This window comes from Burkholderia sp. AU15512, from assembly GCF_002223325.1.
GTDB lineage: Bacteria > Pseudomonadota > Gammaproteobacteria > Burkholderiales > Burkholderiaceae > Burkholderia.
The window spans coordinates 1,887,753-1,910,114 of sequence record NZ_NKEX01000003.1; the positions used below are offsets into that span (position 1 = coordinate 1,887,753).

Here is a 22,362-nt window from a genome sequence, read left to right on the forward strand (position 1 = left end):
ACGTGCACCATGCAATGAGAAAGCCCGCGCAAGCGGGCTTTTTTCTTGTCTGCGAGACGCCGGCGAAGCCGGCCGATCAATCGTCGGAAGTCGGATCGAGCCCCGGGAACAGCACTTCCGTGAAGCCGAAACGCGTGAAGTCGGTGATCCGCATCGGATACAGCTTGCCGATCAGGTGATCGTATTCGTGCTGGACGACGCGTGCGTGAAAACCGTCGGCCACGCGGTCGATCTTCTCGCCGTACTGGTCGAAGCCGCTGTAGCGCACCTTCGCGTAGCGGCTGACGACGCCGCGCATGCCCGGCACCGACAGGCAGCCTTCCCAGCCCTCTTCCATGTCCGGCGGCAGGTACTCGATCTTCGGGTTGATCAGCACGGTCTCGGGCACCGGCGGCGCGTCCGGGTAGCGGTTGTTGTTGCCGAAGCCGAAGATGATGATCTGCAGCCCGATGCCGATCTGCGGTGCAGCCAGGCCAGCGCCGTTCGCGTGGTGCATCGTCTCGAACATGTCCGCGACGATCTCGTGCAGTTCGGGTGTATCGAACCGCTCGACCGGCTTGGCGACTTCGAGCAGGCGCGGATCGCCCATCTTCAGGATCTCGCGAATCATGGCGTATTACCCTCCAGGAGTTGGTGCAGGCCGTCTTCGTCCAGCACGGGGATGCCGAGTTCCTCGGCCTTCGCGAGCTTGCTGCCGGCTTCGGCGCCCGCGACCACGTAATCCGTCTTCTTCGACACCGAACCGGCCACTTTCGCGCCCGCCGCTTCGAGCATTTCCTTCGCGGCATCGCGCGTGAGCGTCGGCAGCGTGCCCGTCAGCACGACCGTCTTGCCGGCCAGCACGCCCTGCGGCGCCTTCGGCGCGGGCGGCCCTTCCGGCCACGTCACCTTGCCCGGCGCGCGCAACTGCTCGATCACGGTCCGGTTGTGCTCTTCCGCGAAGAACTGGTGCAGCGACTCGGCGACGATCGGCCCGACGTCGTTGACTTCGAGCAGTTCTTCGATCGACGCGTCCATGATCGGCGTCAGCGAGCCGAAATGCTTGGCGAGATCCTTCGCGGTCGATTCGCCCACGTGACGGATGCCGAGCCCGTAGATGAAGCGCGCGAGCGTCGTATGCTTCGCCTTCTCGAGCGAGTCGAGCAGGTTCTGTGCCGACTTCTCGGCGAACCGGTCGAGCTCGGCGAGCGTCGCAAAGCCGAGATTGAACAGGTCGGCCGGCGTGCGCACGAGATTCAGCTCGACGAGCTGGTCGATGATCTTCTCGCCGAGCCCGTCGATGTCGAGCGCGCGGCGCTGCGCGAAATGCCACAGCGCCTGCTTGCGCTGCGCCGGGCAGAACAGGCCGCCCGTGCAACGCGCGATCGCTTCGTCCGGCAAGCGCTCGATCTTCGAGCCGCACACCGGGCATTCGGTCGGCATCACGAATTCGGCCGCATCGGCCGGGCGCCGGTCGAGCAGCGCGCCGACCACCTCGGGGATCACGTCGCCCGCGCGGCGCACGATCACGGTATCGCCGATCCGGATGTCCTTGCGGCGCACCTCGTCCTCGTTGTGCAGCGTCGCGTTCGTCACGGTCGCGCCGCCGACGAATACGGGCTCGAGGCGCGCGACCGGCGTGATCGCGCCGGTGCGGCCGACCTGCACGTCGATCGCGACGAGCCTGGTCAGCGCCTCCTGTGCGGGGAACTTGTGCGCGAGCGCGAAGCGCGGCGCGCGCGACACGAAGCCGAGACGCTCCTGTTCGTCGCGCCGGTTGACCTTGTAGACGACGCCGTCGATGTCGTACGGCAGCGACTCGCGCTTCTCGCCGACCTTGCGGAAGAAGTCGAGCAAGCCCTCGGCGCCGTGCACGACCGCGCGCTCGCGGTTCACGGGCAGGCCGAGCGACTCGTACCAGTCGAGCAGCGCGCTGTGCGTATCGGGCATCGGCATCCCGTCGAGCACGCCGATCCCGTACGCGAAGAACGACAGCGGACGCTGCGCGGTGATCTTCGAGTCGAGCTGGCGCAGGCTGCCGGCCGCCGCGTTGCGCGGGTTCGCGAATTCGCGCTGCTCGGCTGCGCGCTGGCGTTCGTTCAGGCGTGCGAAATCGCGCTTGAACATCAGCACCTCGCCGCGCACGTCGAGTACAGCCGGCACGTTCTTGCCCTTCAGCTTCAGCGGAATCGAACGGATCGTGCGCACGTTCTCGGTCACGTCCTCGCCCGTGGTCCCGTCGCCGCGCGTCGATGCCTGGACGAATACGCCCTGCTCGTAGCGCAGCGAGATCGCGAGACCGTCGAACTTCAGCTCGCATGCGTATTCGACGGGCTCCGTCACCGAGCCGGCGAGATCGGTCGTCTTGTCGAGCGCGTCGGCGACACGCTTGTCGAATGCGACGATGTCCTCGTCCGCGAAACCGTTGTTCAGCGACAGCATCGGCGCGTCATGGACGACCGGCGTGAAGCCGCCGGCCGCCTCGCCGCCGACACGCTGCGTCGGCGAATCGGGCGTCACGAGTTCCGGATGGTCGGCTTCGAGCTGCTGCAGTTCGCGGAACAGCCGGTCGTATTCGGCGTCGGGCAGATCCGGCTGGTCGAGCACGTAGTAGGCGTAGTTCGCCCGCTCGAGTTGATCGCGCAGCCACGCGGCACGCGCGTCGGGCTGGCTGGCTGGCGGTTCGGCTTGGGTTCGGGCCATGCTGGCGGCAGAGTCGTTCTGAAAAATCGGAATTCCGATTATCTCAGTTTGACGCCGCAGCGGGGGCACGCGATGCGAGCCGCGCGGGCCCGCTGCAGTGCACACAAGCACGGTGCATTGCAGCGACGGGCGACGGCACCGAAAGCCGCCGCCCGCCGGGCGCGCGTTACTGGCTAAAGAGGCGGCGCGTGACCGGCGAACCGGCCGGGATGCCGGCTTCCTCGAGCTTCGCGTACAGCTTCATCAGTTGCTGATCGATCGCGACCAGCGTCGATTCCGGCAGCGGCCGCCGCGAATCGTCGACGACCCGCGCGCCGATCCGCTCGGACAGCGACTTCGCGTAGTCGCACATCAGCCGGAACGGCAGGATGTCCTCTTCGGCGACCGGCACGTCGAGCACCAGCGTGATCATGTTGCCGCCCTTGTACGTGAGGTCGTCGCGCAGGAAGTTCGTGTCGCCGAACTGCAGCATGAACACGGGGTTCTGCTTCGCGTCGAGCTTCACGAAACGCGTGCCGTCGCGCGACAGCAGCAGCCCGTCCTGCGACGCGACCGCCTGCACGTAGTTCGCCGACCACGGCGCGCCGTCCGACATCACGTTGATCGACAGCTGCGCGTCGCACTGCGCGGCGAACGCGTCGAGCTCGCGCGCCATCGCGACCGTTTCCATCATGTCCGGGAATTCCGGCGCGCCGTCGATCGCGTCGGCGAACTGCTGGACGCCCGTCACGAATTCGGAGAACTCGAGCTCGTTCAGCGCACCGCTGCGGTTCGCGAGCTGCGCGGCCGCGCGCAGCTCCTCGTAGCGCACGCCGTTCTGCAGCAACTCCCACTGGCCGCCTTCCGGCTTGCCTTCGATGTGCACGGGCTTGCTGCCCGCGCGGCGCAGCCGCTGCGCGGCCGGCAGGATCTTGTCGCCCGGCAGCGACCCGCCGAGGCGGATCGGCACGATGCAGTCGATCCGGCGGTCGACGATCGCCGGCGGAGCCGACGAGATCGTCGTGGCGGCCGGCAGCACGGGTTCGGCCGGCTCTGCCGGTTCAGCGTGCGTGTCGTGCGCGGAAGCCGGTGCGGCTGCCTCGCCGGCAACCGGCTCGACCGACTCGGCCGGTGCATCGATACCGGTCGCCTCGGCCTGCAGATCGGCCGGCGTATCGGCAGGTGCCGCTCCACCGAACGTCGGCTCGACGCGCGCGACTTCGGCCGGCGTGCCGCCCGTGGCGGCCGCCGGGGCCGGTGCTGCGGGCTCACGCCGCACCGGCTGGCGCACCGGCTCGATGAACGGCAATTCTTCCTCGCGCTCGGGGCGGTTCATCGCCTCGGCCGCTTCCTCCGGCATCGGGCGCGGCATCCTGCGCCGCACCTTCGCGCCCTGCCATGCGTTGTAGACCACGACGCCGCCCACCACGACGGCGCCCGCGCCGATCAAACCGAGTGTCAACTCGTCCATGCACGCTCCATCAGCAATTCTTGTTCGTCGGAACCGCGAACGGGCGCCCATGCGCCGCGCGAACGCGGTCCGGTTTCGTCAAACGTCAATTCTGGGCAAAACCCGCGGCGGTTTCCATGTCCACCGCAACGATCCGCGACACGCCCTGCTCCTGCATCGTCACGCCGATCAGCTGCTGCGCCATTTCCATCGCGATCTTGTTGTGCGAGATGAACAGGAACTGCGTCTTGTCGGACATCGCGCGCACGAGATTCGCGAAACGCTCGGTGTTCGCGTCGTCGAGCGGCGCGTCGACCTCGTCGAGCAGACAGAACGGCGCCGGGTTCAGCTGGAACATCGCGAACACCAGTGCGGTGGCCGTCAGCGCCTTCTCGCCGCCCGACAGCAGGTGGATCGTCGCGTTCTTCTTGCCCGGCGGCTGCGCCATCACCTGCACGCCGGCATCGAGGATTTCATCGCCCGTCATGATCAGCTTCGCCTGGCCGCCGCCGAACAGGCGCGGGAACAGGTCGCTGAAGTGACGGTTGACCTCGTCGAAGGTGCCCTGCAGCAGCGTGCGGGTTTCCTGGTCGATCTTGTGGATCGCGTCCTCGAGCGTCGTGATCGCGTCGATCAGGTCGGCCGACTGCGCGTCGAGGAACACCTTGCGCTCACTCGCGGCCTTCAGCTCGTCGAGCGCGGCCATGTTCACCGGGCCGAGCGCGTTGATCGCGTTGTTCAGGCGCGTGACCTCGCCCTGCAGGTACGACGGCTTCAGATCCGGCGTGAGCTTCGCGGACAGCGCCACCTCGTCGACCTCGGCCGTCACGAGCTGCTCGGCGAACTGCTCGACCGACAGGCGCGCGGCCTGCTCCTTCAACTGCAATTCGGTGATGCGGTCGCGCAACGGCTGCAGCGAGCGCTCGGCGACGAGGCGCTGCTCGTCCGACGCACGCAGCTTCGCGGTCAGGTCGTCGAGTTCGATCCGCGCGGCCTGCAGCGCCTCTTCCTTCACCGCGCGAATCTCGAGCGCGTCCTGCAGGCCCGTGTGCGCGGTCTGCTCGTTGATCGTCTCGAGCTCGGCGCGTGCGTCTTCCAGCGACGCGGCGACGCGCTCGCTCTGCTCGTGCGCGACCTGGATGCTGCGCTTGAGCTCGTCGATCCGCGTCACGGCATTGCGTGCGGCGAAGCGCGCGTCGTTCGCGCCGCGCTCCAGGTCACGCGCTTCCTGACGCGCCTGCGTCAGCGATTCGTCGAGTGCCTCGAATGCGAGCTGATTGTCCTCGAAGCGCGCCTGCAGTTCGGCCAGTTCGCCGTCGAAACGCTCGAAATTCGCTTCCGACTCCGCGCGCATCGCGCGCTGCTCTTCGATCTGCGCGCCGATTTCCTCGAGTTCCTCGCGGATCTGCGTGCTGCGCTGCGTGTAACGTTCGTGCGCCTGCGCAAGCTTCAGCACGTCCATCTGCAGCGCATGCACGCGCTGCGTCGCACGCTCGGCCTGCGCGCGCACGTCGCCGAGCGCCTGCGTGGCCTGCGTGTGAGCGGCCTCCGCGCGGATAGCGGCCGTGCGCGCCTCGTCGGCGAGCAGCGCCTGCGCGCGCACCTGGCGCGTCAGGTTTTCGATTTCCTGCTGGCGGGCCAGCATCCCGGCCTGCTCCGAATCGGCCGCATACAGCTGCACGCCGACGCGCGTGACGATATGGCCGGCCTTGACGACGAACGCGCCGCCTGCCGGCAGCTGCGTGCGTGTCGCGAGCGCCTGCGCGACGTCGTCGGCGACGTACACGTTGCCGAGCCAGTCGTTCAGCACCGCGCGGATACCCGCATCGTCGATGCGCACGAGCGACAGCACCGGACGCAGACCGGCCACGGCCGCCGGCGGTTCACCGGCCGCGGGCGGCGCATAGAACGCGAGCTTCGCGGGCGGTGCGTCGGTGGCAAAAGCCTTCACCCAGTCGAGATTCGACACTTCGAGCGCGGCCAGGCGCTCGCGCAGCACGGCCTCGAGCGCGGCTTCCCAGCCGGCTTCGACATGCAGCTTCTTCCACAGACGCGGCAGTGCGCCGAGCTCGTGCTTGTCGAGCCACGGCTGCACCTTGCCTTCGGTCTGAACATTTTCCTGCAGCTGCTTCAGCGCGGCGAGACGCGCCTCGAGCTGGTGGATCTGCGCGGCTTCGGCCTGCACGCGCTCCTGCGCGGCACGGCGTTCGCCATCGAGGCGCGGCACCGTTTCCTGCGCGTCGGCGAGGCGCGCCTGCGCTTCGGCCAGGATCTCTTCCTGCTCGGCGAGCTGCATGCGCAGCTCTTCGAGCTGAGCCTCGTCCGGCGCGTCGAGCCCACCCGCTTCGCTCTTCAGGCGCTCATGGCGCTGCTGCAGCTGCTGGAGCTGCTGGTCGGCGTTGCGCTGGTGCGCGGCTTCGAGCTTCAGCGACTGTTCGGTCTGCGCGATCCGCGCGCGCTCGTCGTTGAGCTGCGCCTGCGCATCGCGGAATTTCGCTTCGAGCGCCGGCAGCGCATCGTGCTTCGCGGCGGCGTTGTCTTCGGCGAGCGCGGCCTTCTCGTCGGCCATTGCGCGCGCTTCTTCGGCTTCCTCGAGCTCGTCCTGCGCCTTCTCGGCCTGCGCGCGCCATTGCTCGCGCTGCGCATTCAGTGCGGCGATCTGCGCCTGCACGCGATTGCGCGATTCGACGATGAACTTGATCTCGGCTTCGAGGCGGCTCACCTCGGCGTTCGCTTCGTAGAGCGAACCCTGCGCGCCCTGCATCGCGTCGCTTGCCGAATAATGGGCGACGCGCAGCGTCTCGAGCTGCGCCTCGACCTCGCGCAGCTTCGCCGTTTGCGCCTCGAGGTCGATCTGCGCCTGTTCGATCGCACGCTGCTGCTTCTGCTGCTCGCCGGCGGCCTCGTTCTTGCGCAGCAGCCACAACAGGCGCTGCTTCTCCTCCCCGTCGGCGACGAGTTCCTTGTATTTGGTGGCGACGACGGCCTGCGCCTCGAGCTTCTCGAGGTTCGCGCCGAGCTCGCGGACGATGTCCTCGACGCGGGTCAGGTTCTCGCGCGTGTCATGCAGGCGGTTCTCGGTCTCGCGGCGGCGTTCCTTGTACTTCGACACGCCCGCGGCTTCCTCGAGGAACACGCGCAGCTCTTCCGGCTTCGCCTCGATGATCCGGGCGATCATGCCCTGCCCGATGATCGCGTACGCACGCGGCCCGAGGCCGGTGCCGAGGAAGATGTCCTGGATGTCGCGGCGGCGCGCCGGCAGGTTGTTGATGTAGTAACTTGACGTGCCATCGCGCGTCAGCACGCGCTTCACGGCGATCTCGCCGTACTGGCCCCACTGGCCGGCCGCGCGGCCGTCGGAGTTGTCGAAGATCAGTTCGACACTGGCCCGGCTGCCGGGCTTGCGGGCGGTCGAGCCGTTGAAGATCACGTCCTGCATCGATTCGCCACGCAGCTCGGAAGCGCGCGACTCGCCGAGCACCCAGCGCACGGCATCGATGATGTTGGACTTGCCGCACCCGTTTGGGCCCACCACGCCGACAAGCTGGCCCGGAACCTGGAAATGCGTGGGATCGACAAAGGATTTGAAGCCAGCGAGTTTGATCGAGCTCAGACGCACGGCGGTATCGGATGTGAAGAAGGTGTGAAACGGACGGAGCCGCACTGCGCGAGGCCGGACAGCCCATGCGCGCGATGCGCTCCGGAATTCAAAAGCGGGGCCGCGCGCATACAGCGTTGGGCCCCGCAAACGGCTTCCATCATACCATCGCGCGTGCGGCGTCCCGACCGTCGCCGGGTTTGTCCGGTGCCGGCGCGGCACGATGGACCCGGCTCGACAGCAGCGTCGCCAGCACGATGCACGCGCCGCCCGCCCACTCGCGCGCGCTCGGCAGCTCGTTCGCGAACACCCAGGCCGACAGCGCGGTGATCACGATCTCGAACAGCATGATGATCGACGCACGGTTGGCCGGCACGCGCGCCAGCCCGTACTGCACGAGCAGGTTGTTCGACGCCATCGTCACGCCGATCGCGACGATGATCAGCACGGCCGTGCCGAGGTGGCCGCCCGCCGGCGCAGCCGGGATCCCCTCGAACAGCGACGCGATCGCGCCGAACACCGCCGCGCCGCCGAACAGCGTCGCGGTACGCATCTCGGCGCGCATCTCCGGCAACTCGCGGCTCGCCTTGATCACGAGCACGTTGCTCATCGCGAAGCTCAACCCGGCCGCGAGCCCGGCCCATTCGGCCGGGGTGGCCGGCAGCGGCAGGCCGAGCGTCGGCGACCACAGCATCAGCATCGCGCCGCCGATCGACAGCGCCGCGAGCCCCGCGCCGGCCCAGGTCAGCCGCTCGCGCAGCAGGAAGTGCGCGTAGATCGCGGTCCATGCGGGGGTCAGGTAGAACAGCAGCATCACGCGCAGCACCTCGCCATGGATCGTCCCCCACACGAACCCGAGGTTCGTCACGCCGGCCGTCACCGCGATGCCGGGCAGCACCCAGTGCCAGCGCAGCGTCGCGATCGTGCGGTGGCGCGCGACGATCACGAACAGGAAGGCGACGAGGCTCGTCAGCGCGCTCGCCAGCGTGCCCGTCACGCCGAGCGACGCCAGGATCCGCAGCGGATACCAGATCAGGCCCCATACCGATGCGCCGACCAGGATGGCCAGCGTCGGCAGGCTGCCGCGTACCGCGTTATTCATTTGGTTCAATACCCTTTATTCGACCGGCCCGGCCGCCGTTCCGGCAGGCCGTGACCGCATTCCGTCACGCTATAATCGTCCGTTGCGACCCGCGCGCCGTCGGCGCCCGTTCGCAGCCGCGCGGCGCGCCCGCCGCTTCTTTCGCTCCAACCGGCCGCGATGGCCGCTTCGCCCGTGAACCCTCGACTCGACTCACTCCAGCCCTATCCCTTCGAAAAGCTGCGCGCCCTGTTCAAGGACGTGACGCCCTCCGGCGCCCTCAAACCGATCAGCTTCGGCATCGGCGAGCCCAAACATGCGACCCCGGCGCTGATCCGCGACGCCGTGGTGGCCGCGCTCGACGGTCTCGCGTCGTACCCGGCCACCGCCGGCTCGGACGCGCTGCGCACATCGATCGCGCACTGGCTCGAGCGCCGCTACGGGCTGCCGGCCATCGATCCGGCCACGCAGGTGCTGCCCGTGTCGGGGTCGCGCGAGGCGCTGTTCTCGCTCGCGCAGACGGTGATCGACGCACGCCCGGCCGAACAGGGCGAGAAGGCGATCGTACTCTGTCCGAATCCTTTCTATCAAATTTACGAGGGCGCGGCGCTGCTGGCCGGTGCCGAACCCTATTTCGCGAACAGCGACCCGGCCCGCAACTTCGCGTGCGACTACGCGTCCGTGCCCGACGCAGTCTGGGCGCGCACGCAGCTGCTGTACGTCTGCTCGCCGGGCAACCCGACGGGCGCCGTGCTGACGCTCGACGACTGGCGCGAGCTGTTCGCGCTGTCCGACCTCCACGGTTTCGTGATCGCGTCCGACGAGTGCTATTCGGAAATCTATTTCGACGAAGCGGCGCCGCCGCTCGGCGGCCTCGAGGCCGCGCACCGCCTCGGCCGCGGCTTCGAGCGGCTCGTGATGCTGTCGAGCCTGTCGAAGCGCTCGAACGTGCCGGGCATGCGCTCGGGCTTCGTCGCCGGCGACGCGGCGCTGCTGAAGAAATTCCTGCTGTACCGCACGTACCACGGCGCGGCGCTGTCGCCGGTCTGGCAGCACGCGAGCATCGCCGCGTGGAACGACGAGGCGCACGTGCGCGAGAACCGCGCGCTGTACCTGCAGAAGTTCAATACCGTCACGCCGATGCTGGCCGACGTGATCGACGTGAAGCTGCCCGACGCGGCGTTCTACCTGTGGGCCAACGTGTCGCGCACCGGGCTGTCGGACACCGAGTTCGCCCGCCGCCTGTACGCCGACTATAATGTGACGGTTCTGCCCGGCTCGTACCTGGCGCGTGATGCGCACGGCACGAATCCGGGCCGCGATTTCATCCGGATCGCGCTCGTCGCGGGCACCCCCGAATGCGTCGAGGGCGCGCAACGCATCGTCGATTTCTGCCGCTCTCTCGCGCGGTAATCGTCCATCCGATCAATTCCATCCATCTCCTGCGAAAACGAACATGTCGCAACAACTTCAGCAAATCATCGATACCGCCTGGGACAACCGCGCCGAGCTGTCGCCGAAGGCCGCACCGGCCGACGTCCGCGAAGCCGTCGCGCACGCGATCGAGCAGCTCGACAAAGGCGCGCTGCGCGTGGCCGAGAAGATCGACGGCAACTGGACCGTGCACCAGTGGCTGAAGAAGGCCGTGCTGCTGTCGTTCCGCCTGGAGGACAACGCGCCGATGCCCGCCGGCGGCTACTCGCAGTTCTACGACAAGGTGCCGTCGAAGTTCGCGAACTACACCGCCGAAGATTTCGCCGCGGGCGGCTTCCGCGTCGTCCCGCCGGCCATCGCGCGCCGCGGCTCGTTCATCGCGAAGAACGTCGTGCTGATGCCGTCGTACACCAACATCGGCGCGTACGTCGACGAAGGCACGATGGTCGACACGTGGGCCACGGTCGGTTCGTGCGCGCAGATCGGCAAGAACGTGCACCTGTCGGGCGGCGTCGGCATCGGCGGCGTGCTCGAGCCGCTGCAGGCAAACCCGGTCATCATCGAAGACAACTGCTTCATCGGCGCGCGCTCGGAAGTCGTCGAAGGCGTGATCGTCGAGGAAAACTCGGTGATCTCGATGGGCGTGTACCTCGGCCAAAGCACGAAGATCTACGACCGCGAGACGGGCGAAGTCAGCTACGGCCGCATCCCGGCCGGCTCGGTCGTCGTCGCCGGCAACCTGCCGTCGAAGGACGGCTCGCACAGCCTGTACTGCGCGGTGATCGTCAAGAAGGTCGATGCGAAGACCCGCGCGAAGGTCGGCCTGAACGAGCTGCTGCGAGGCGACTGATGGCAAAGCCGCACACCGTGGTCGTCTACGGCATTCCGAACTGCGACACCGTGAAGAAGGCCCGCGTGTGGCTCGACGATCACGGCGTCGAATTCGAGTTTCACGACTTCAAGAAGCTCGGTGTCAGCGCACCGCTCGTCGAGGACTGGCTGAAGGACGTGTCGCTCGACGCGCTCGTCAACAAGCGCGGCACGACGTGGCGCGGCCTGGACGACGCGATGAAGGCGGCCGCCGAAACGAAGGCCGGCGCGGTCGCGCTGATGATCCACAAGCCGTCGGTCATCAAGCGCCCCGTGCTGGTGGTCAACGGCCGCGTGAAGTCGCTCGGCTTCGTGGCCGATCAATACGCGGCGCTGTTTGCCGCATAGGGCTGCCCGCGCTGCGCCTGTCGGCGCAGCCCGACGTCTTGTCGCTGCCGGCCACCGCGCCGGCATTTTTTATCGAAAGTGGTCCGAACCATGTCCGCCACCCTAGCCCTTACCGAACAGCTGATCGCCCGCGCATCCGTGACGCCCGACGACCAGCATTGCCAGCAGATCATGACCGAGCGCCTCGCCGCGCTCGGCTTCGAATGCGAGACCATCGCGTCGCACGGCGTGACCAACCTGTGGGCCGTCAAGCGCGGCACCGACGGCCGCGACGGCAAGCTGCTCGCGTTCGCGGGCCACACCGACGTCGTGCCGACCGGCCCGCTCGAGCAATGGAGCTCGCCGCCGTTCATCCCCGCCCATCGTGACGGCAAGCTGTACGGCCGCGGCGCGGCCGACATGAAGACGTCGCTCGCGGCGTTCGTCGTCGCGTCCGAGGAATTCGTCGCGGCCCATCCCGGCCACCGCGGCACGATCGCGTTCCTGATCACGAGCGACGAGGAAGGCCCCGCCACCGACGGCACCGTGAAGGTCGTCGAGCTGCTCGAAGCACGCGGCGAGCGCATGGACTACTGCATCGTCGGCGAGCCGACGTCGACCGCCGAGCTCGGCGATGTCGTGAAGAACGGCCGCCGCGGCTCGATGTCGGGCGAACTCGTCGTCAAGGGCGTGCAGGGCCACATCGCGTATCCGCACCTCGCGAAGAACCCGATCCACCTGCTCGCGCCGGCGCTCGCCGAGCTCGCCGCCGAGCAGTGGGACGAAGGCAACGAATACTTCCCGCCGACCACCTGGCAGGTGTCGAACCTGCATGCCGGCACCGGCGCGACCAACGTGATTCCCGGCCACGCCGACCTGCTGTTCAACTTCCGCTTCTCGACCGCCAGCACCGTCGAAGGCCTGCAGGCACGCGTGCACGCGATCCTCGACAAGCATGGCCTCGAATACACGCTGAAGTGGTCGGTGAGCGGCCTGCCGTTCCTCACGCCGCGCGGCGAGCTGTCGGGCGCGCTGGAAAACGCGATCCGCACCGAGACCGGCATCACGACCGAGCTGTCGACCACGGGCGGCACGTCGGACGGCCGTTTCATCGCGCGCATCTGCCCGCAGGTGATCGAGTTCGGCCCGCCGAACGGCAGCATCCACAAGATCGACGAGCACATCGAAGTGCGCTTCGTCGACCCGCTGAAGAACGTGTACCGCCGCGTGCTCGAACAACTGATCGCCTGATGGAGCCTCGCATGACGACACCTTTTGCCACTGTTCGCGACCTGCTGCGCTACGCGGTCACGCGCCTCTCGAAAGCGAAGCTCGCGTTCGGCCACGGCTCCGACAACGCATACGACGAAGCGGCCTACCTCGTGCTGCGCACGCTCGACCTGCCGCTCGACACGCTCGAGCCGTTCCTCGACGCGCGGCTGCTGCCCGACGAAATCGCGGCCGTGCTCGCGGTGATCGAACGGCGCGCGGCCGACCGCGTACCGGCCGCGTACCTCACGCATGAAGCGTGGATGCACGGCCACCGCTTCTACGTCGACGAACGCGTGATCGTGCCGCGCTCGTTCATCGGCGAACTGCTCGACGACGGGCTGCAGCCGTACGTCGCCGATCCCGAGCAGGTCGGCGCGGTGCTCGAACTGTGCACGGGCTCCGGCTGCCTCGCGATCCTCGCGGCGAGCGCGTTCCCGAACGCCGAGATCGACGCGGTCGACCTATCCGACAAGGCGCTCGAAGTCGCCGAGATCAACGTACGCGACTACGGCCTCGAAGACCGTGTCGCGCTGCACCGCGGCGACCTCTACGCACCGCTGCCCACGTTCCGCACCGATCCGGGCTCGCGCTACGACGTGATCCTGACGAACCCGCCGTACGTGAACGCGGCGTCGATGGCCGCGCTGCCGCCCGAGTACCGGCACGAGCCGGAGATGGCGCTCGCGGGCGGCGACGACGGGATGGACATCGTGCGACGCATCGTCGCCGAGGCCCATCGCTGGCTGCACGACGACGGCGTGCTCGTCGTCGAGATCGGCAACGAGCGCGAACACGTTGAAGCCGCGTTCGGCGGCCTCGAGCTCACGTGGCTGCCCACCAGCGCGGGCGACGACGCCGTGTTCCTGATCCAGGCGTCGGACCTGCCCCGCAAGGCCTGAGCCTTCCCGGCTCGCCCACCGTGCGGTGCACCGTTGCGCCGCACGGTTGGGTAAGATGCGCGTAGGCGGCCGCCCGGCCGCGCGACCTCAGGAGTCCGACACGCGCCCATGACCCTCGACTGGCTACATCTCGGCACCCTGATCCTGACCATCCATGTGCTCGGGATCATCGCGGCGTTCCACGCGATCATGAACACGCGCACGTCGCAAGGCGCGATCGCGTGGGCCGTCTCGCTCGCGGCCATGCCGTACCTGACGCTCATTCCGTACCTGTTCCTCGGCCGCAGCAAGTTTTCCGGCTATGTCGACGCCCGGCGCCACGAGCTGGAAATGTTGCGCATGCACACACCGCGCTCGCCCTGGCTCACCACCGACGCGACCGACGGGCCGGCCGCCGACGCGATCGGCCAGGCCGCGGTGCTCGCGCTCACGCGGCTCGGCGGCATGCCGTTCCTCGGCGGCAATTCGGTGCGCACGCTCGTGAACGGCGACGCGACGTTCTCGGCGATCCTGGCGGCCATCGACGCCGCGCGCGACTACGTGGTGGTGCAGTTCTTCATCGTGCGCGACGATGCGCTCGGCCGGATGCTGCGCGACTCGCTGCTCGCGCGCGCGGCGGCCGGCGTGCGCTGCTGCCTGCTGTACGACAGCATCGGCAGCTTCGACCTCCCGCACAGCTACGTCGACACGTTGCGCCGGGGTGGCGTCGAGGTTCATCCGTTCGCGACCAACCGGAAGTTCGTCAACCGCTTCCAGCTCAACTTCCGCAACCACCGCAAGATCGTCGTCGTCGACGGCAATTGCGCGTTCGTGGGCGGCCACAACGTCGGCGTCGAGTATCTCGGCGCAAAGCCGCGCCTGTCGCCGTGGCGCGACACGCACATCGAGATTCGCGGCCCGGTGGTCGCGAGCATCCAGTACGTGTTCGCCGAAGACTGGCACTGGGCAACGCAGAAGCTGCCGCCGCTCGCGTTGCCCCCGCCCGCGCAGCCCGGCGACAACATGCATTGCCTCGCGGTGCCGATGGGGCCGGCCGACAAGCAGGAGACGGGCTCGCTGTTCTTCGTCGAGGCGATCAATGCCGCGCGCGAGCGGGTCTGGATCACCACGCCGTACCTCGTCCCCGACGAAGCCGTGATCGCCGCGCTGAAGCTCGCCGTGATGCGCGGCGTCGACGTGCGCATCCTGATCCCGAGCCGGCGCGATCATTACGTGGTATTCGAGGCGTCGAAGCTGTACGCGCGCGACCTGGTCGATGCGGGCGTCAAGGTGTTCCGCTACCGGCCCGGCTTCCTGCACCAGAAGGTCGTGCTGATCGACCGCATCGCGGCAGCGATCGGCAGCGCGAACCTCGACAACCGCTCGTTCCGCCTCAATTTCGAGATCATGGTGCTGACCGTCGATCGCACGTTCGCCGACGAAGTCGAGACGATGCTCGATGCCGATTTCGCGCAGGCGTACGAGGTCGATGCGAGCGAATACCGCCAATCGCCCGCCTGGCGGCGCATCGCGATGCACGTCGCCCGGCTGTTCGCCCCGATCCTCTAGCGGCCGGGACGGCGGCGGCGCCCGTGCGATCCGCACCGGCGCCGCGAACGCCGCCGGCAGCCGTCACAGCAGCTTGTCGATATCCGCGGCGATTTCGTCCGGCTTGGTTGACGGCGCGTAGCGCTTGACGATGCGCCCTTCGCGATCGACCAGGAACTTCGTGAAATTCCATTTGATCGCCTTGAGACCGAGAATGCCGGGCGCCTCGTCGGTCAGGTAGCGGTACAGCGGATGCGCATGGTCGCCCTTCACGTCGATCTTCGCGAACATCGGGAACGTGACGCCGTAATTGCGCGCGCAGAACGCACCGATCTGCGTGGCGTCGCCGGGCTCCTGCTTGCCGAACTGGTTGCACGGGAAGCCGAGCACATAGAAGCCGCGCGCCGCGTACTGGTCGTACAGCTTCTGCAGGCCCGCATACTGCGGCGTGAAACCGCACTCGCTCGCGGTGTTGACGATCAGCAGCACCTTGCCGCGATACGCGTCGAGCGAGGCCGGTGCGCCGGCAAGCGTCTCTGCGCTGAACGAATACAGGGTGGACATCGGGCACTCCTTTTATGAAACCGGATCGACGTGGAGTCTAGGCGAAATTGCCCCGTTGCGGCATCCGCCGAACGGCCAATGCCCGGCGCGAACGGCGCGCAGTCTAGAATAGCGGTTTTGGCCAGTCATTTCCGCCGTGATCCGTTTCAATCAGTTCAGCCTTGCGCGCGGCACCAAGCCGCTGTTCGAGTCGACCTCCTTCGTGCTCAATCCCGGCGAGAAAGCCGGCCTGATCGGCGCGAACGGCGCCGGCAAGTCGACCCTGTTCTCGGTCCTGCGCGGCGAGCTGCACTCGGACGGCGGCGATTTCTCGATGCCGCCGTCGTGGCGAATCGCCCATGTGTCGCAGGAAACGCCCGCCGTCGACCGCTCGGCGCTCGACTACACGCTCGACGGCGACGCCGCGCTGCGCGAGATCGAGGCCCGCATCGCCGCCGCGTCCGCCGCGCATGACGGCGCCGCCGAAGCCGACGCGCACGCGGCGTTCGCCGACGCCGACGGCTACACCGCGCCCGCCCGCGCCGAGGCGCTGCTGCTCGGCCTCGGCTTCACGCTCGCGCAGACGCGCGAATCCGTCGCCAGCTTCTCCGGCGGCTGGCGCATGCGCCTGAACCTCGCGCAGGCGCTGATGTGCCGTTCCGACCTGCTGTTGCTCGACGAACCGACGAACCACCTCGACCTCGACGCGATCGTCTGGCTCGAAGACTGGCTGCACCGCTACCCCGGCACGCTCGTCGTGATTTCGCACGACCGCGAATTCCTCGATTCGATCTGCAATGTCACGCTGCATCTGGAAAACCGCCAGGTGAAGCGCTACGGCGGCAACTACTCGCAGTTCGAAGTGCTGCGCGCGCAGCAACTGGCGCTGCAGCAAAGCGCGTACGAAAAGCAGCAGAAGACGATCGAGCACCTGCAGAGCTTCGTCGACCGCTTCAAGGCCAAGGCGACCAAGGCCAAGCAGGCACAGAGCCGGATGAAGGCGCTCGAGAAGATGGAGCTGATCGCGCCCGCGCACATCGCGTCGCCGTTCACGTTCGAATTCCGCACGCCCGATGCCGCGCCGAACCCGATGATGGTGATGGAAGACGTCCGCTGCGGCTACCACGCCGACGGCGGAGCGGAAATCCCGATCGTCGAACGCGTCGCGCTGTCGATCCAGAACGGCCAGCGCATCGGCCTGCTCGGCGCGAACGGCCAGGGCAAGTCGACGCTGATCAAGACGCTGGCCGGCACGCTCGCGCCGCTGTCGGGGCACGTCCGCGACGGCAAGGGGCTGACGATCGGCTATTTCGCGCAGCACCAGCTCGAAACGCTGCGCGAGGACGATTCGCCGCTCGCGCATCTGGCACGGCTCGCGCCCGACACGCGCGAGCAGGAACTGCGCGACTTCCTCGGCGGCTTCAACTTCTCGGGCGATATGGCGACCACGCCGGTCGGGCCGTTTTCGGGCGGTGAAAAGGCACGCCTCGCGCTCGCGCTGATCATCTGGCAGAAGCCGAACCTGCTGCTGCTCGACGAACCGACCAACCACCTCGACCTCGAAACGCGTCATGCGCTGACGATGGCGCTCGCGCAGTTCGAAGGCACGCTGATCCTCGTCTCGCATGACCGTCACCTGCTGCGCGCGACGACCGACCAGTTCATGCTGGTCGCGAAGCACCGGCTGCAGCCGTTCGATGGCGACCTCGACGACTACCGCGACTGGCTGCTGCAGCACGCGGCCGAGCAGCGCGCGGCCGCGAAGGCCGACAGCGCGGCCTCTTCGGGTGCGAGTGCCGCAGCCAACCGCAAGGACCAGAAGCGTCAAGCGGCCGAGGAGCGGCAGCGCCTGTCGGTGCTGAAGAAACCGCTGCAGACGCGCATCACGAAGCTCGAAAAGGAAATGGAGACACTGCACGCGGAGAAGGCGCGTCTCGACGCATTCGTCGCCGACCCGGCGAGCTACGAAGCCGAGCGCAAGACGGAACTGACCGACGCGATCCGCAAGCTCGGGGACGTCAACACGCGTCTCGAAACGGTCGAGTCCGACTGGCTCGCCGCGCAGGAAGAGCTCGAGCAGATCGGCTGACCGCCGTCGCGGCACGGTCGGCCACTATGCCGATACGCCGGCCCTGCGCGCCGGCTGCCTCTGCGCCCGGCACCCTGGCATCGCGGCGCGGCGAAAGACCATCCGGCCCTCGGGAGGCCCAGATGCGACAAGGCCGGGCGCTCGGACCCGGCCTGATCATTCACTACCGTCGTCGCACCCTTCTCCGGCTGCTCGCCGCGCTTGCCGGCTCAGCGTCGCGGCAACGTGTCGCGCGGCAGCTGCTCGTCGTCGCCCATCAGGTGCCGGCGCCCCTCGGTCGGCCGCCGGATCGCTGCGGCGACTTCCGCTTCCGTCACGTCCTCAGACACGACCTTGCGCGCCAGGCGCCCCTCGTCGTCGATCCATTCGACGATCCGGCATCCGCCGCCCCAGGGCTGGCGAATCGGCTCCGACACGCGGCAGCCACGCAGGTTGTAAAGGCGTCCGCTCGGCGCTTCCCCGTACGATTTCAACATAGGTTCCCTTCGCATTGCGCGGTTCGACAATCCGGCAAAGGATAGGGAAAAGCGATGTCCGTCGGGTTACATAACCCTACATCTTCTTTACAGCGAATTACGTGACAGATCGCCCGCACGCATGGCCCGGGCGCCTGACGGACGGTCACTCGAGATCGCGCACACGGTCGATCGCCTGTTCGAGCCGATCGACGGCCATCACGTTCAGCCCTTCGATCGGCTGCTTCGGTGCGTTCGCCTTCGGAATCAGCGCGGACGTGAAACCGAGCTTCGCCGCCTCGCGCAGCCGTTCCTGCCCGCGCGGGGACGGCCGGATCTCGCCCGCCAGCCCGACTTCACCGAACACGATCAGCCCCTTCGGCAGCGCCTTGTTGCGCATCGACGAATGGATCGCCAGCAGCACCGCCAGGTCGGCGGCCGGCTCGGTGATCTTCACGCCGCCCACGGCATTGAGGAACACGTCCTGGTCGAAGGCCGCGATGCCCGCGTGCCGGTGCAGCACCGCGAGCAGCATCGCGAGCCGGTTCTGCTCGAGGCCGACCGCGAGCCGGCGCGGGTTCGGCACGTGCGCTGTATCGACGAGCGCCTGGATTTCGACGAGCAGCGGGCGCGTGCCCTCCTGCGTGACGAGCACGCACGAGCCGGGCACGACCTGCTCGTGCTGCGACAGAAACAGTGCGGACGGATTGGCCACGCCGCGCAGCCCGCGCTCGGTCATTGCGAACACCCCGAGCTCGTTAACCGCGCCGAAGCGGTTCTTGAACGCGCGCACGAGCCGGAACGACGAATGCGTATCGCCTTCGAAGTACAGCACCGTGTCGACGATGTGCTCGAGCACGCGCGGGCCGGCCAGGTTGCCTTCCTTGGTCACGTGCCCGACCATGATGATCGCGGTGCCCGACTGCTTCGCGATACGCGTGAGCTGCGCCGCGCACTCGCGCACCTGCGCGACCGAGCCCGGCGCCGACGTGAGCGCTTCCGAATAGACGGTCTGGATCGAGTCGATCACGGCCACGTCCGGCCGTTCCGTGTCGATCGCGGCCTGGATCTTCTCGAGCTGGATCTCGGCGAGCAGCTTCAGCTCATCCGCCGGAGCACCGCCGTCGAGCAGCGCAAGCCGTTGCGCGCGCAACGCGATCTGCGCGGCCGATTCCTCGCCGCTGATATAAAGCGCGCGCCGCTCGCTCGCGATGTCCGCGAGCGACTGCAGCAGCAGCGTCGACTTGCCGATGCCCGGATCGCCGCCGATCAGCACGACGCCGCCCGGAACCAGCCCGCCGCCGAGCACGCGATCGAATTCGCCGATGCCGGTCGAGAAGCGCGGCACGTCGGCCGCTTCGATGTCGACGAGACGCTGGACGGGCGCCCGCTTCGCGAGCGACTGGAATCGGTGTGCCGACGGCGATTCGGCGGCCGATTCAACCAGCGTGTTCCAGGCCTGGCACGACGGGCATTGCCCCTGCCACTTGGGGGTCTGTCCGCCGCACTCGCTGCAGACGTATACGGTTTTCTGTTTGGCCACGCGCAACGCCCTTATTCCGCGCGCACGGGCACGCGGCCGGCGACCGCGCACATCAGCTCGTAGCCGATCGTGCCGCAATGGCGGGCGACGTCGTCGATCGGCAGTGCGTTGCCCCACAGCTCGACGCGCGCGCCGACACCGGCCTGCGGGCACGGGGTCAGGTCGACGGTGATCATGTCCATCGATACGCGACCGACGATCCGCGTGCGGATGCCGTCGACGATCACCGGCGTGCCTTCGGGCGCGACCCGCGGATAGCCGTCCGCGTAACCGCACGCGACCACGCCGATCCGCATCGGCGCCTGCGCGGAGAACGTCGAGCCATAGCCGATGGCCTGGCCCTTCCCGATCGTCTGCACCGCGATCAGCTCGGATGCGAGCGTCATCGCGGGCTTCAGCCCGGTATCGGCGATGTCGGACGACAGCCCGGACGGCGACGCGCCGTACAACACGATCCCCGGGCGCACCCAGTCGAAGTGGGTATCCGGATGCCACAGCACGGCAGCGGAGTTCGCGAGGCTGCGCGCGCCGGCAATGCTTTCCGCGCCGCGCTCGAACGTCGCGAGCTGCTCGGCGACGCCGCGCTCGTTGTCCGCATCCGAAAAATGGGTCATCAACGTGATCTGGCCGATGCCGGGGCACGCGCGGGCGCGCTCCCATGCGGCACGGTATTTTTCCGGCAGGTAGCCGAGCCGGTTCATCCCGCTGTTCATCTTGAGCTGCACGTTGACGGGCTTCGACAGCCGCGCCGTTTCCAGCATCCGCATCTGCTCGTCGTTGTGGACAGTCGTCGTCAGGCTGTAGCGGTCGATCACGTCGATGTCGGTCGAGCGGAAGAACCCTTCGAGCAGCAGGATCGGGCCGGCCCAGCCGAGCTCGCGCAGCTTGACGGCCTCGTCGAGGTCGAGCAGCCCGAAGCCGTCGGTGCCGCGCAGGCCGGGAAACACACGCGCGAGACCGTGACCGTACGCGTTGGCCTTGACGACCGCCCAGACCTTGGACGGGCCGGCAAAGCGGCGGACGACGGAGAGATTGTTCGCGAGAGCGGCGGTATGGATGGTGGCGGAGATCGGGCGCGGCATGGGAAATTTACGTAAAGACGCTTGCGAATCATCAGCTTACCGCGCCTTTTGAGCACTGAAGCCGACAATTTGCGGAACGATCGGGGAATCTTGCTAGTCCGAATTGGCGTATTTTCATGTTATAAAGCCGTGCGCACAACCCATTTCGAACGGAATAAGCCGATCGCACACCAGGCGGCCTACGCGGCCCTGCCGCAGCGACGAAAGCATCGCATCAGATGAAAAAAGGTTTTTACACCATCATGGCCGCGCAGTTTTTCTCGTCGCTGGCCGACAATGCGCTCCTCATCGCCGCCATCGCCCTGCTGAAAGACCTCCACGCCCCCAACTGGATGACACCGCTGTTGAAGCTGTTCTTCGTGTTGTCCTATGTGGTGCTGGCGGCCTATGTCGGCGCCTTCGCGGATTCGCGCCCGAAGGGCCGCGTGATGTTCATCACCAACTCGATCAAGGTCGTCGGCTGCATGATCATGCTGTTCGGCGCCCATCCGTTGATCGCGTACGGGATCGTCGGGTTCGGCGCGGCGGCCTACTCGCCCGCGAAATACGGCATCCTCACCGAGCTGCTGCCGGCCGACCGGCTGGTCGCCGCAAACGGCTGGATCGAAGGCACGACCGTCAGCTCGATCATCCTCGGCACCGTGCTGGGCGGTGCGCTGATCAGCCCGCACATCGCGTCGCACGTGATCGCGCACACGCCCGCCTGGATCGGCACGCCCGCCGAGGCGGCGATGGCGATCATCATGGCGATCTACGTGATCGCCGCGCTGTTCAACCTCCGCATCCCCGATACGGGCGCCCGCTACCCGAAGCAGGAACGCGGCCCGGTCAAGCTCCTCACGGATTTCGCCGACTGCTTCATGGTGCTGTGGCGCGACAAGCTCGGCCAGATCTCGCTGGCGGTCACGACGCTGTTCTGGGGCGCGGGCGCGACGCTGCAGTTCATCGTGCTGAAGTGGGCTGAAGTGTCGCTCGGCATGTCGCTGTCGGAAGGCGCGATCCTGCAGGCCGTGGTCGCCGTCGGCGTCGCGGCCGGCGCCATCGCCGCCGCCGCCCGAATTCCGTTGAAGAAGTCGCTGACCGTGCTGCCCGTCGGCATCATCATGGGCATCGCGGTGATGCTGATGGCGTTCTACACGCGCGACCTGTTCCCGTCGCACTGGGCCGTGCACTTCGGCCACCTGCGCATGCCCGTGTACCTGATCATCGCGTACATCTTCCTGATGTGCGTCGGCGCGTTGTCCGGCTACTTCGTCGTTCCGATGAACGCGCTGCTGCAGCATCGCGGCCACGTGCTGCTGTCGGCCGGCCACTCGATCGCGGTGCAGAACTTCAACGAGAACCTGTCGGTGCTCGTGATGCTGTGCCTGTACGCGGTGCTCGTGTGGCTCGACGTGCCGGTCGGCGTCGTGATCGTGCTGTTCGGCACGTTCGTCTGCCTGACGATGTGGCTCGTGATGCGTCGTCACCAGGCAAACCAGCGCCAGTTCGACTCGGTCGCGCTGATCGGCGAATCGCGGCACTGACGCTA

General features: G+C 67.7%; 17 protein-coding genes. 8 read left to right on the forward strand and 9 right to left on the reverse strand.

The window, feature by feature from the left end:
• Nucleotides 1-76: 76 nt before the first annotated feature.
• The 5 genes from def to CFB43_RS11425 form a co-directional block, all read right to left on the reverse strand.
• A complete protein-coding gene (gene def / locus CFB43_RS11405; protein WP_089495104.1) occupies nucleotides 77-610 on the reverse strand; it encodes a peptide deformylase in 534 nt (177 codons plus the stop codon).
• Nucleotides 607-2,682, reverse strand: a complete 2,076-nt coding sequence (ligA, locus tag CFB43_RS11410) for an NAD-dependent DNA ligase LigA (RefSeq protein ID WP_089473102.1) — start codon at nucleotides 2,680-2,682, stop codon at nucleotides 607-609. Before ligA ends, def begins: the two co-directional genes overlap by 4 nt.
• A gap of 166 nt (nucleotides 2,683-2,848) precedes the next feature.
• Nucleotides 2,849-4,132, reverse strand: a complete 1,284-nt coding sequence (locus tag CFB43_RS11415; RefSeq protein WP_089495105.1) for a cell division protein ZipA C-terminal FtsZ-binding domain-containing protein — start codon at nucleotides 4,130-4,132, stop codon at nucleotides 2,849-2,851.
• Nucleotides 4,133-4,217: 85 nt separating this feature from the next.
• Nucleotides 4,218-7,730: a chromosome segregation protein SMC gene (gene smc / locus CFB43_RS11420; protein ID WP_089495310.1), complete on the reverse strand. Its 3,513-nt coding sequence runs from the start codon at nucleotides 7,728-7,730 to the stop codon at nucleotides 4,218-4,220.
• Between the two features lie 139 nt (nucleotides 7,731-7,869).
• Nucleotides 7,870-8,811: a DMT family transporter gene (locus tag CFB43_RS11425; protein WP_089495106.1), complete on the reverse strand. Its 942-nt coding sequence runs from the start codon at nucleotides 8,809-8,811 to the stop codon at nucleotides 7,870-7,872.
• Nucleotides 8,812-8,970: 159 nt separating this feature from the next.
• Here CFB43_RS11425 and dapC point away from each other — a divergent pair, with 159 nt between their 5' ends.
• From dapC to cls, 6 genes are all read left to right on the forward strand, one after another.
• On the forward strand, nucleotides 8,971-10,203 hold the full coding sequence (dapC, locus tag CFB43_RS11430; RefSeq protein ID WP_089495107.1) for a succinyldiaminopimelate transaminase: 1,233 nt from the start codon (nucleotides 8,971-8,973) through the stop codon (nucleotides 10,201-10,203).
• A 43-nt stretch (nucleotides 10,204-10,246) separates the two neighbouring features.
• Nucleotides 10,247-11,074, forward strand: a complete 828-nt coding sequence (dapD, locus tag CFB43_RS11435) for a 2,3,4,5-tetrahydropyridine-2,6-dicarboxylate N-succinyltransferase (RefSeq protein ID WP_014896723.1) — start codon at nucleotides 10,247-10,249, stop codon at nucleotides 11,072-11,074.
• A complete protein-coding gene (locus tag CFB43_RS11440; protein WP_069248286.1) occupies nucleotides 11,074-11,442 on the forward strand; it encodes an ArsC family reductase in 369 nt (122 codons plus the stop codon). Before dapD ends, CFB43_RS11440 begins: the two co-directional genes overlap by 1 nt.
• A gap of 90 nt (nucleotides 11,443-11,532) precedes the next feature.
• Nucleotides 11,533-12,672: a succinyl-diaminopimelate desuccinylase gene (dapE, locus tag CFB43_RS11445; protein WP_089495108.1), complete on the forward strand. Its 1,140-nt coding sequence runs from the start codon at nucleotides 11,533-11,535 to the stop codon at nucleotides 12,670-12,672.
• Between the two features lie 11 nt (nucleotides 12,673-12,683).
• A complete protein-coding gene (prmB, locus tag CFB43_RS11450; protein WP_089495109.1) occupies nucleotides 12,684-13,592 on the forward strand; it encodes a 50S ribosomal protein L3 N(5)-glutamine methyltransferase in 909 nt (302 codons plus the stop codon).
• Between the two features lie 108 nt (nucleotides 13,593-13,700).
• Nucleotides 13,701-15,140: a cardiolipin synthase gene (cls, locus tag CFB43_RS11455; protein ID WP_089495110.1), complete on the forward strand. Its 1,440-nt coding sequence runs from the start codon at nucleotides 13,701-13,703 to the stop codon at nucleotides 15,138-15,140.
• 63 nt (nucleotides 15,141-15,203) lie between these two features.
• Here cls and CFB43_RS11460 read toward each other — a convergent pair whose 3' ends face one another.
• Nucleotides 15,204-15,683 carry a glutathione peroxidase gene (locus tag CFB43_RS11460; RefSeq protein ID WP_089495111.1) on the reverse strand — a complete coding sequence of 160 codons (480 nt, stop codon included), beginning with the start codon at nucleotides 15,681-15,683 and terminating at the stop codon, nucleotides 15,204-15,206.
• Between the two features lie 136 nt (nucleotides 15,684-15,819).
• Here CFB43_RS11460 and CFB43_RS11465 point away from each other — a divergent pair, with 136 nt between their 5' ends.
• Nucleotides 15,820-17,751: an ATP-binding cassette domain-containing protein gene (locus tag CFB43_RS11465; protein ID WP_089495112.1), complete on the forward strand. Its 1,932-nt coding sequence runs from the start codon at nucleotides 15,820-15,822 to the stop codon at nucleotides 17,749-17,751.
• 209 nt (nucleotides 17,752-17,960) lie between these two features.
• Here the strand turns inward: CFB43_RS11465 and CFB43_RS11470 are convergent, their stop codons facing one another.
• From CFB43_RS11470 to alr, 3 genes are all read right to left on the reverse strand, one after another.
• Nucleotides 17,961-18,227, reverse strand: coding sequence for a DUF2866 domain-containing protein (locus CFB43_RS11470; RefSeq protein ID WP_089495113.1), 267 nt, complete (start codon nucleotides 18,225-18,227; stop codon nucleotides 17,961-17,963).
• A gap of 145 nt (nucleotides 18,228-18,372) precedes the next feature.
• Nucleotides 18,373-19,749 carry a DNA repair protein RadA gene (radA, locus tag CFB43_RS11475; RefSeq protein WP_089456623.1) on the reverse strand — a complete coding sequence of 459 codons (1,377 nt, stop codon included), beginning with the start codon at nucleotides 19,747-19,749 and terminating at the stop codon, nucleotides 18,373-18,375.
• Between the two features lie 11 nt (nucleotides 19,750-19,760).
• Nucleotides 19,761-20,831 (reverse strand): alanine racemase, encoded by a 1,071-nt coding sequence (alr, locus tag CFB43_RS11480; RefSeq protein ID WP_089473110.1) that lies wholly within the window; start codon nucleotides 20,829-20,831, stop codon nucleotides 19,761-19,763.
• 218 nt (nucleotides 20,832-21,049) lie between these two features.
• Here alr and lplT point away from each other — a divergent pair, with 218 nt between their 5' ends.
• A complete protein-coding gene (gene lplT / locus CFB43_RS11485; protein WP_089440452.1) occupies nucleotides 21,050-22,357 on the forward strand; it encodes a lysophospholipid transporter LplT in 1,308 nt (435 codons plus the stop codon).
• Nucleotides 22,358-22,362 lie beyond the last annotated feature (5 nt).

Bases quoted from the DNA above. Each gene is read 5' to 3' on its own strand.
- lplT (WP_089440452.1), top strand. From the start codon at position 21,050: ATGAAAAAAGGTTTTTACACCATCATGGCCGCGCAGTTTTTCTCGTCG.
- ligA (WP_089473102.1), bottom strand. From the start codon at position 2,682: ATGGCCCGAACCCAAGCCGAACCGCCAGCCAGCCAGCCCGACGCGCGT.
- cls (WP_089495110.1), top strand. From the start codon at position 13,701: ATGACCCTCGACTGGCTACATCTCGGCACCCTGATCCTGACCATCCAT.
- dapC (WP_089495107.1), top strand. From the start codon at position 8,971: ATGGCCGCTTCGCCCGTGAACCCTCGACTCGACTCACTCCAGCCCTAT.
- alr (WP_089473110.1), bottom strand. From the start codon at position 20,831: ATGCCGCGCCCGATCTCCGCCACCATCCATACCGCCGCTCTCGCGAAC.
- dapD (WP_014896723.1), top strand. From the start codon at position 10,247: ATGTCGCAACAACTTCAGCAAATCATCGATACCGCCTGGGACAACCGC.
- CFB43_RS11440 (WP_069248286.1), top strand. From the start codon at position 11,074: ATGGCAAAGCCGCACACCGTGGTCGTCTACGGCATTCCGAACTGCGAC.
- def (WP_089495104.1), bottom strand. From the start codon at position 610: ATGATTCGCGAGATCCTGAAGATGGGCGATCCGCGCCTGCTCGAAGTC.
- CFB43_RS11425 (WP_089495106.1), bottom strand. From the start codon at position 8,811: ATGAATAACGCGGTACGCGGCAGCCTGCCGACGCTGGCCATCCTGGTC.
- dapE (WP_089495108.1), top strand. From the start codon at position 11,533: ATGTCCGCCACCCTAGCCCTTACCGAACAGCTGATCGCCCGCGCATCC.
- CFB43_RS11470 (WP_089495113.1), bottom strand. From the start codon at position 18,227: ATGTTGAAATCGTACGGGGAAGCGCCGAGCGGACGCCTTTACAACCTG.
- prmB (WP_089495109.1), top strand. From the start codon at position 12,684: ATGACGACACCTTTTGCCACTGTTCGCGACCTGCTGCGCTACGCGGTC.
- CFB43_RS11415 (WP_089495105.1), bottom strand. From the start codon at position 4,132: ATGGACGAGTTGACACTCGGTTTGATCGGCGCGGGCGCCGTCGTGGTG.
- CFB43_RS11460 (WP_089495111.1), bottom strand. From the start codon at position 15,683: ATGTCCACCCTGTATTCGTTCAGCGCAGAGACGCTTGCCGGCGCACCG.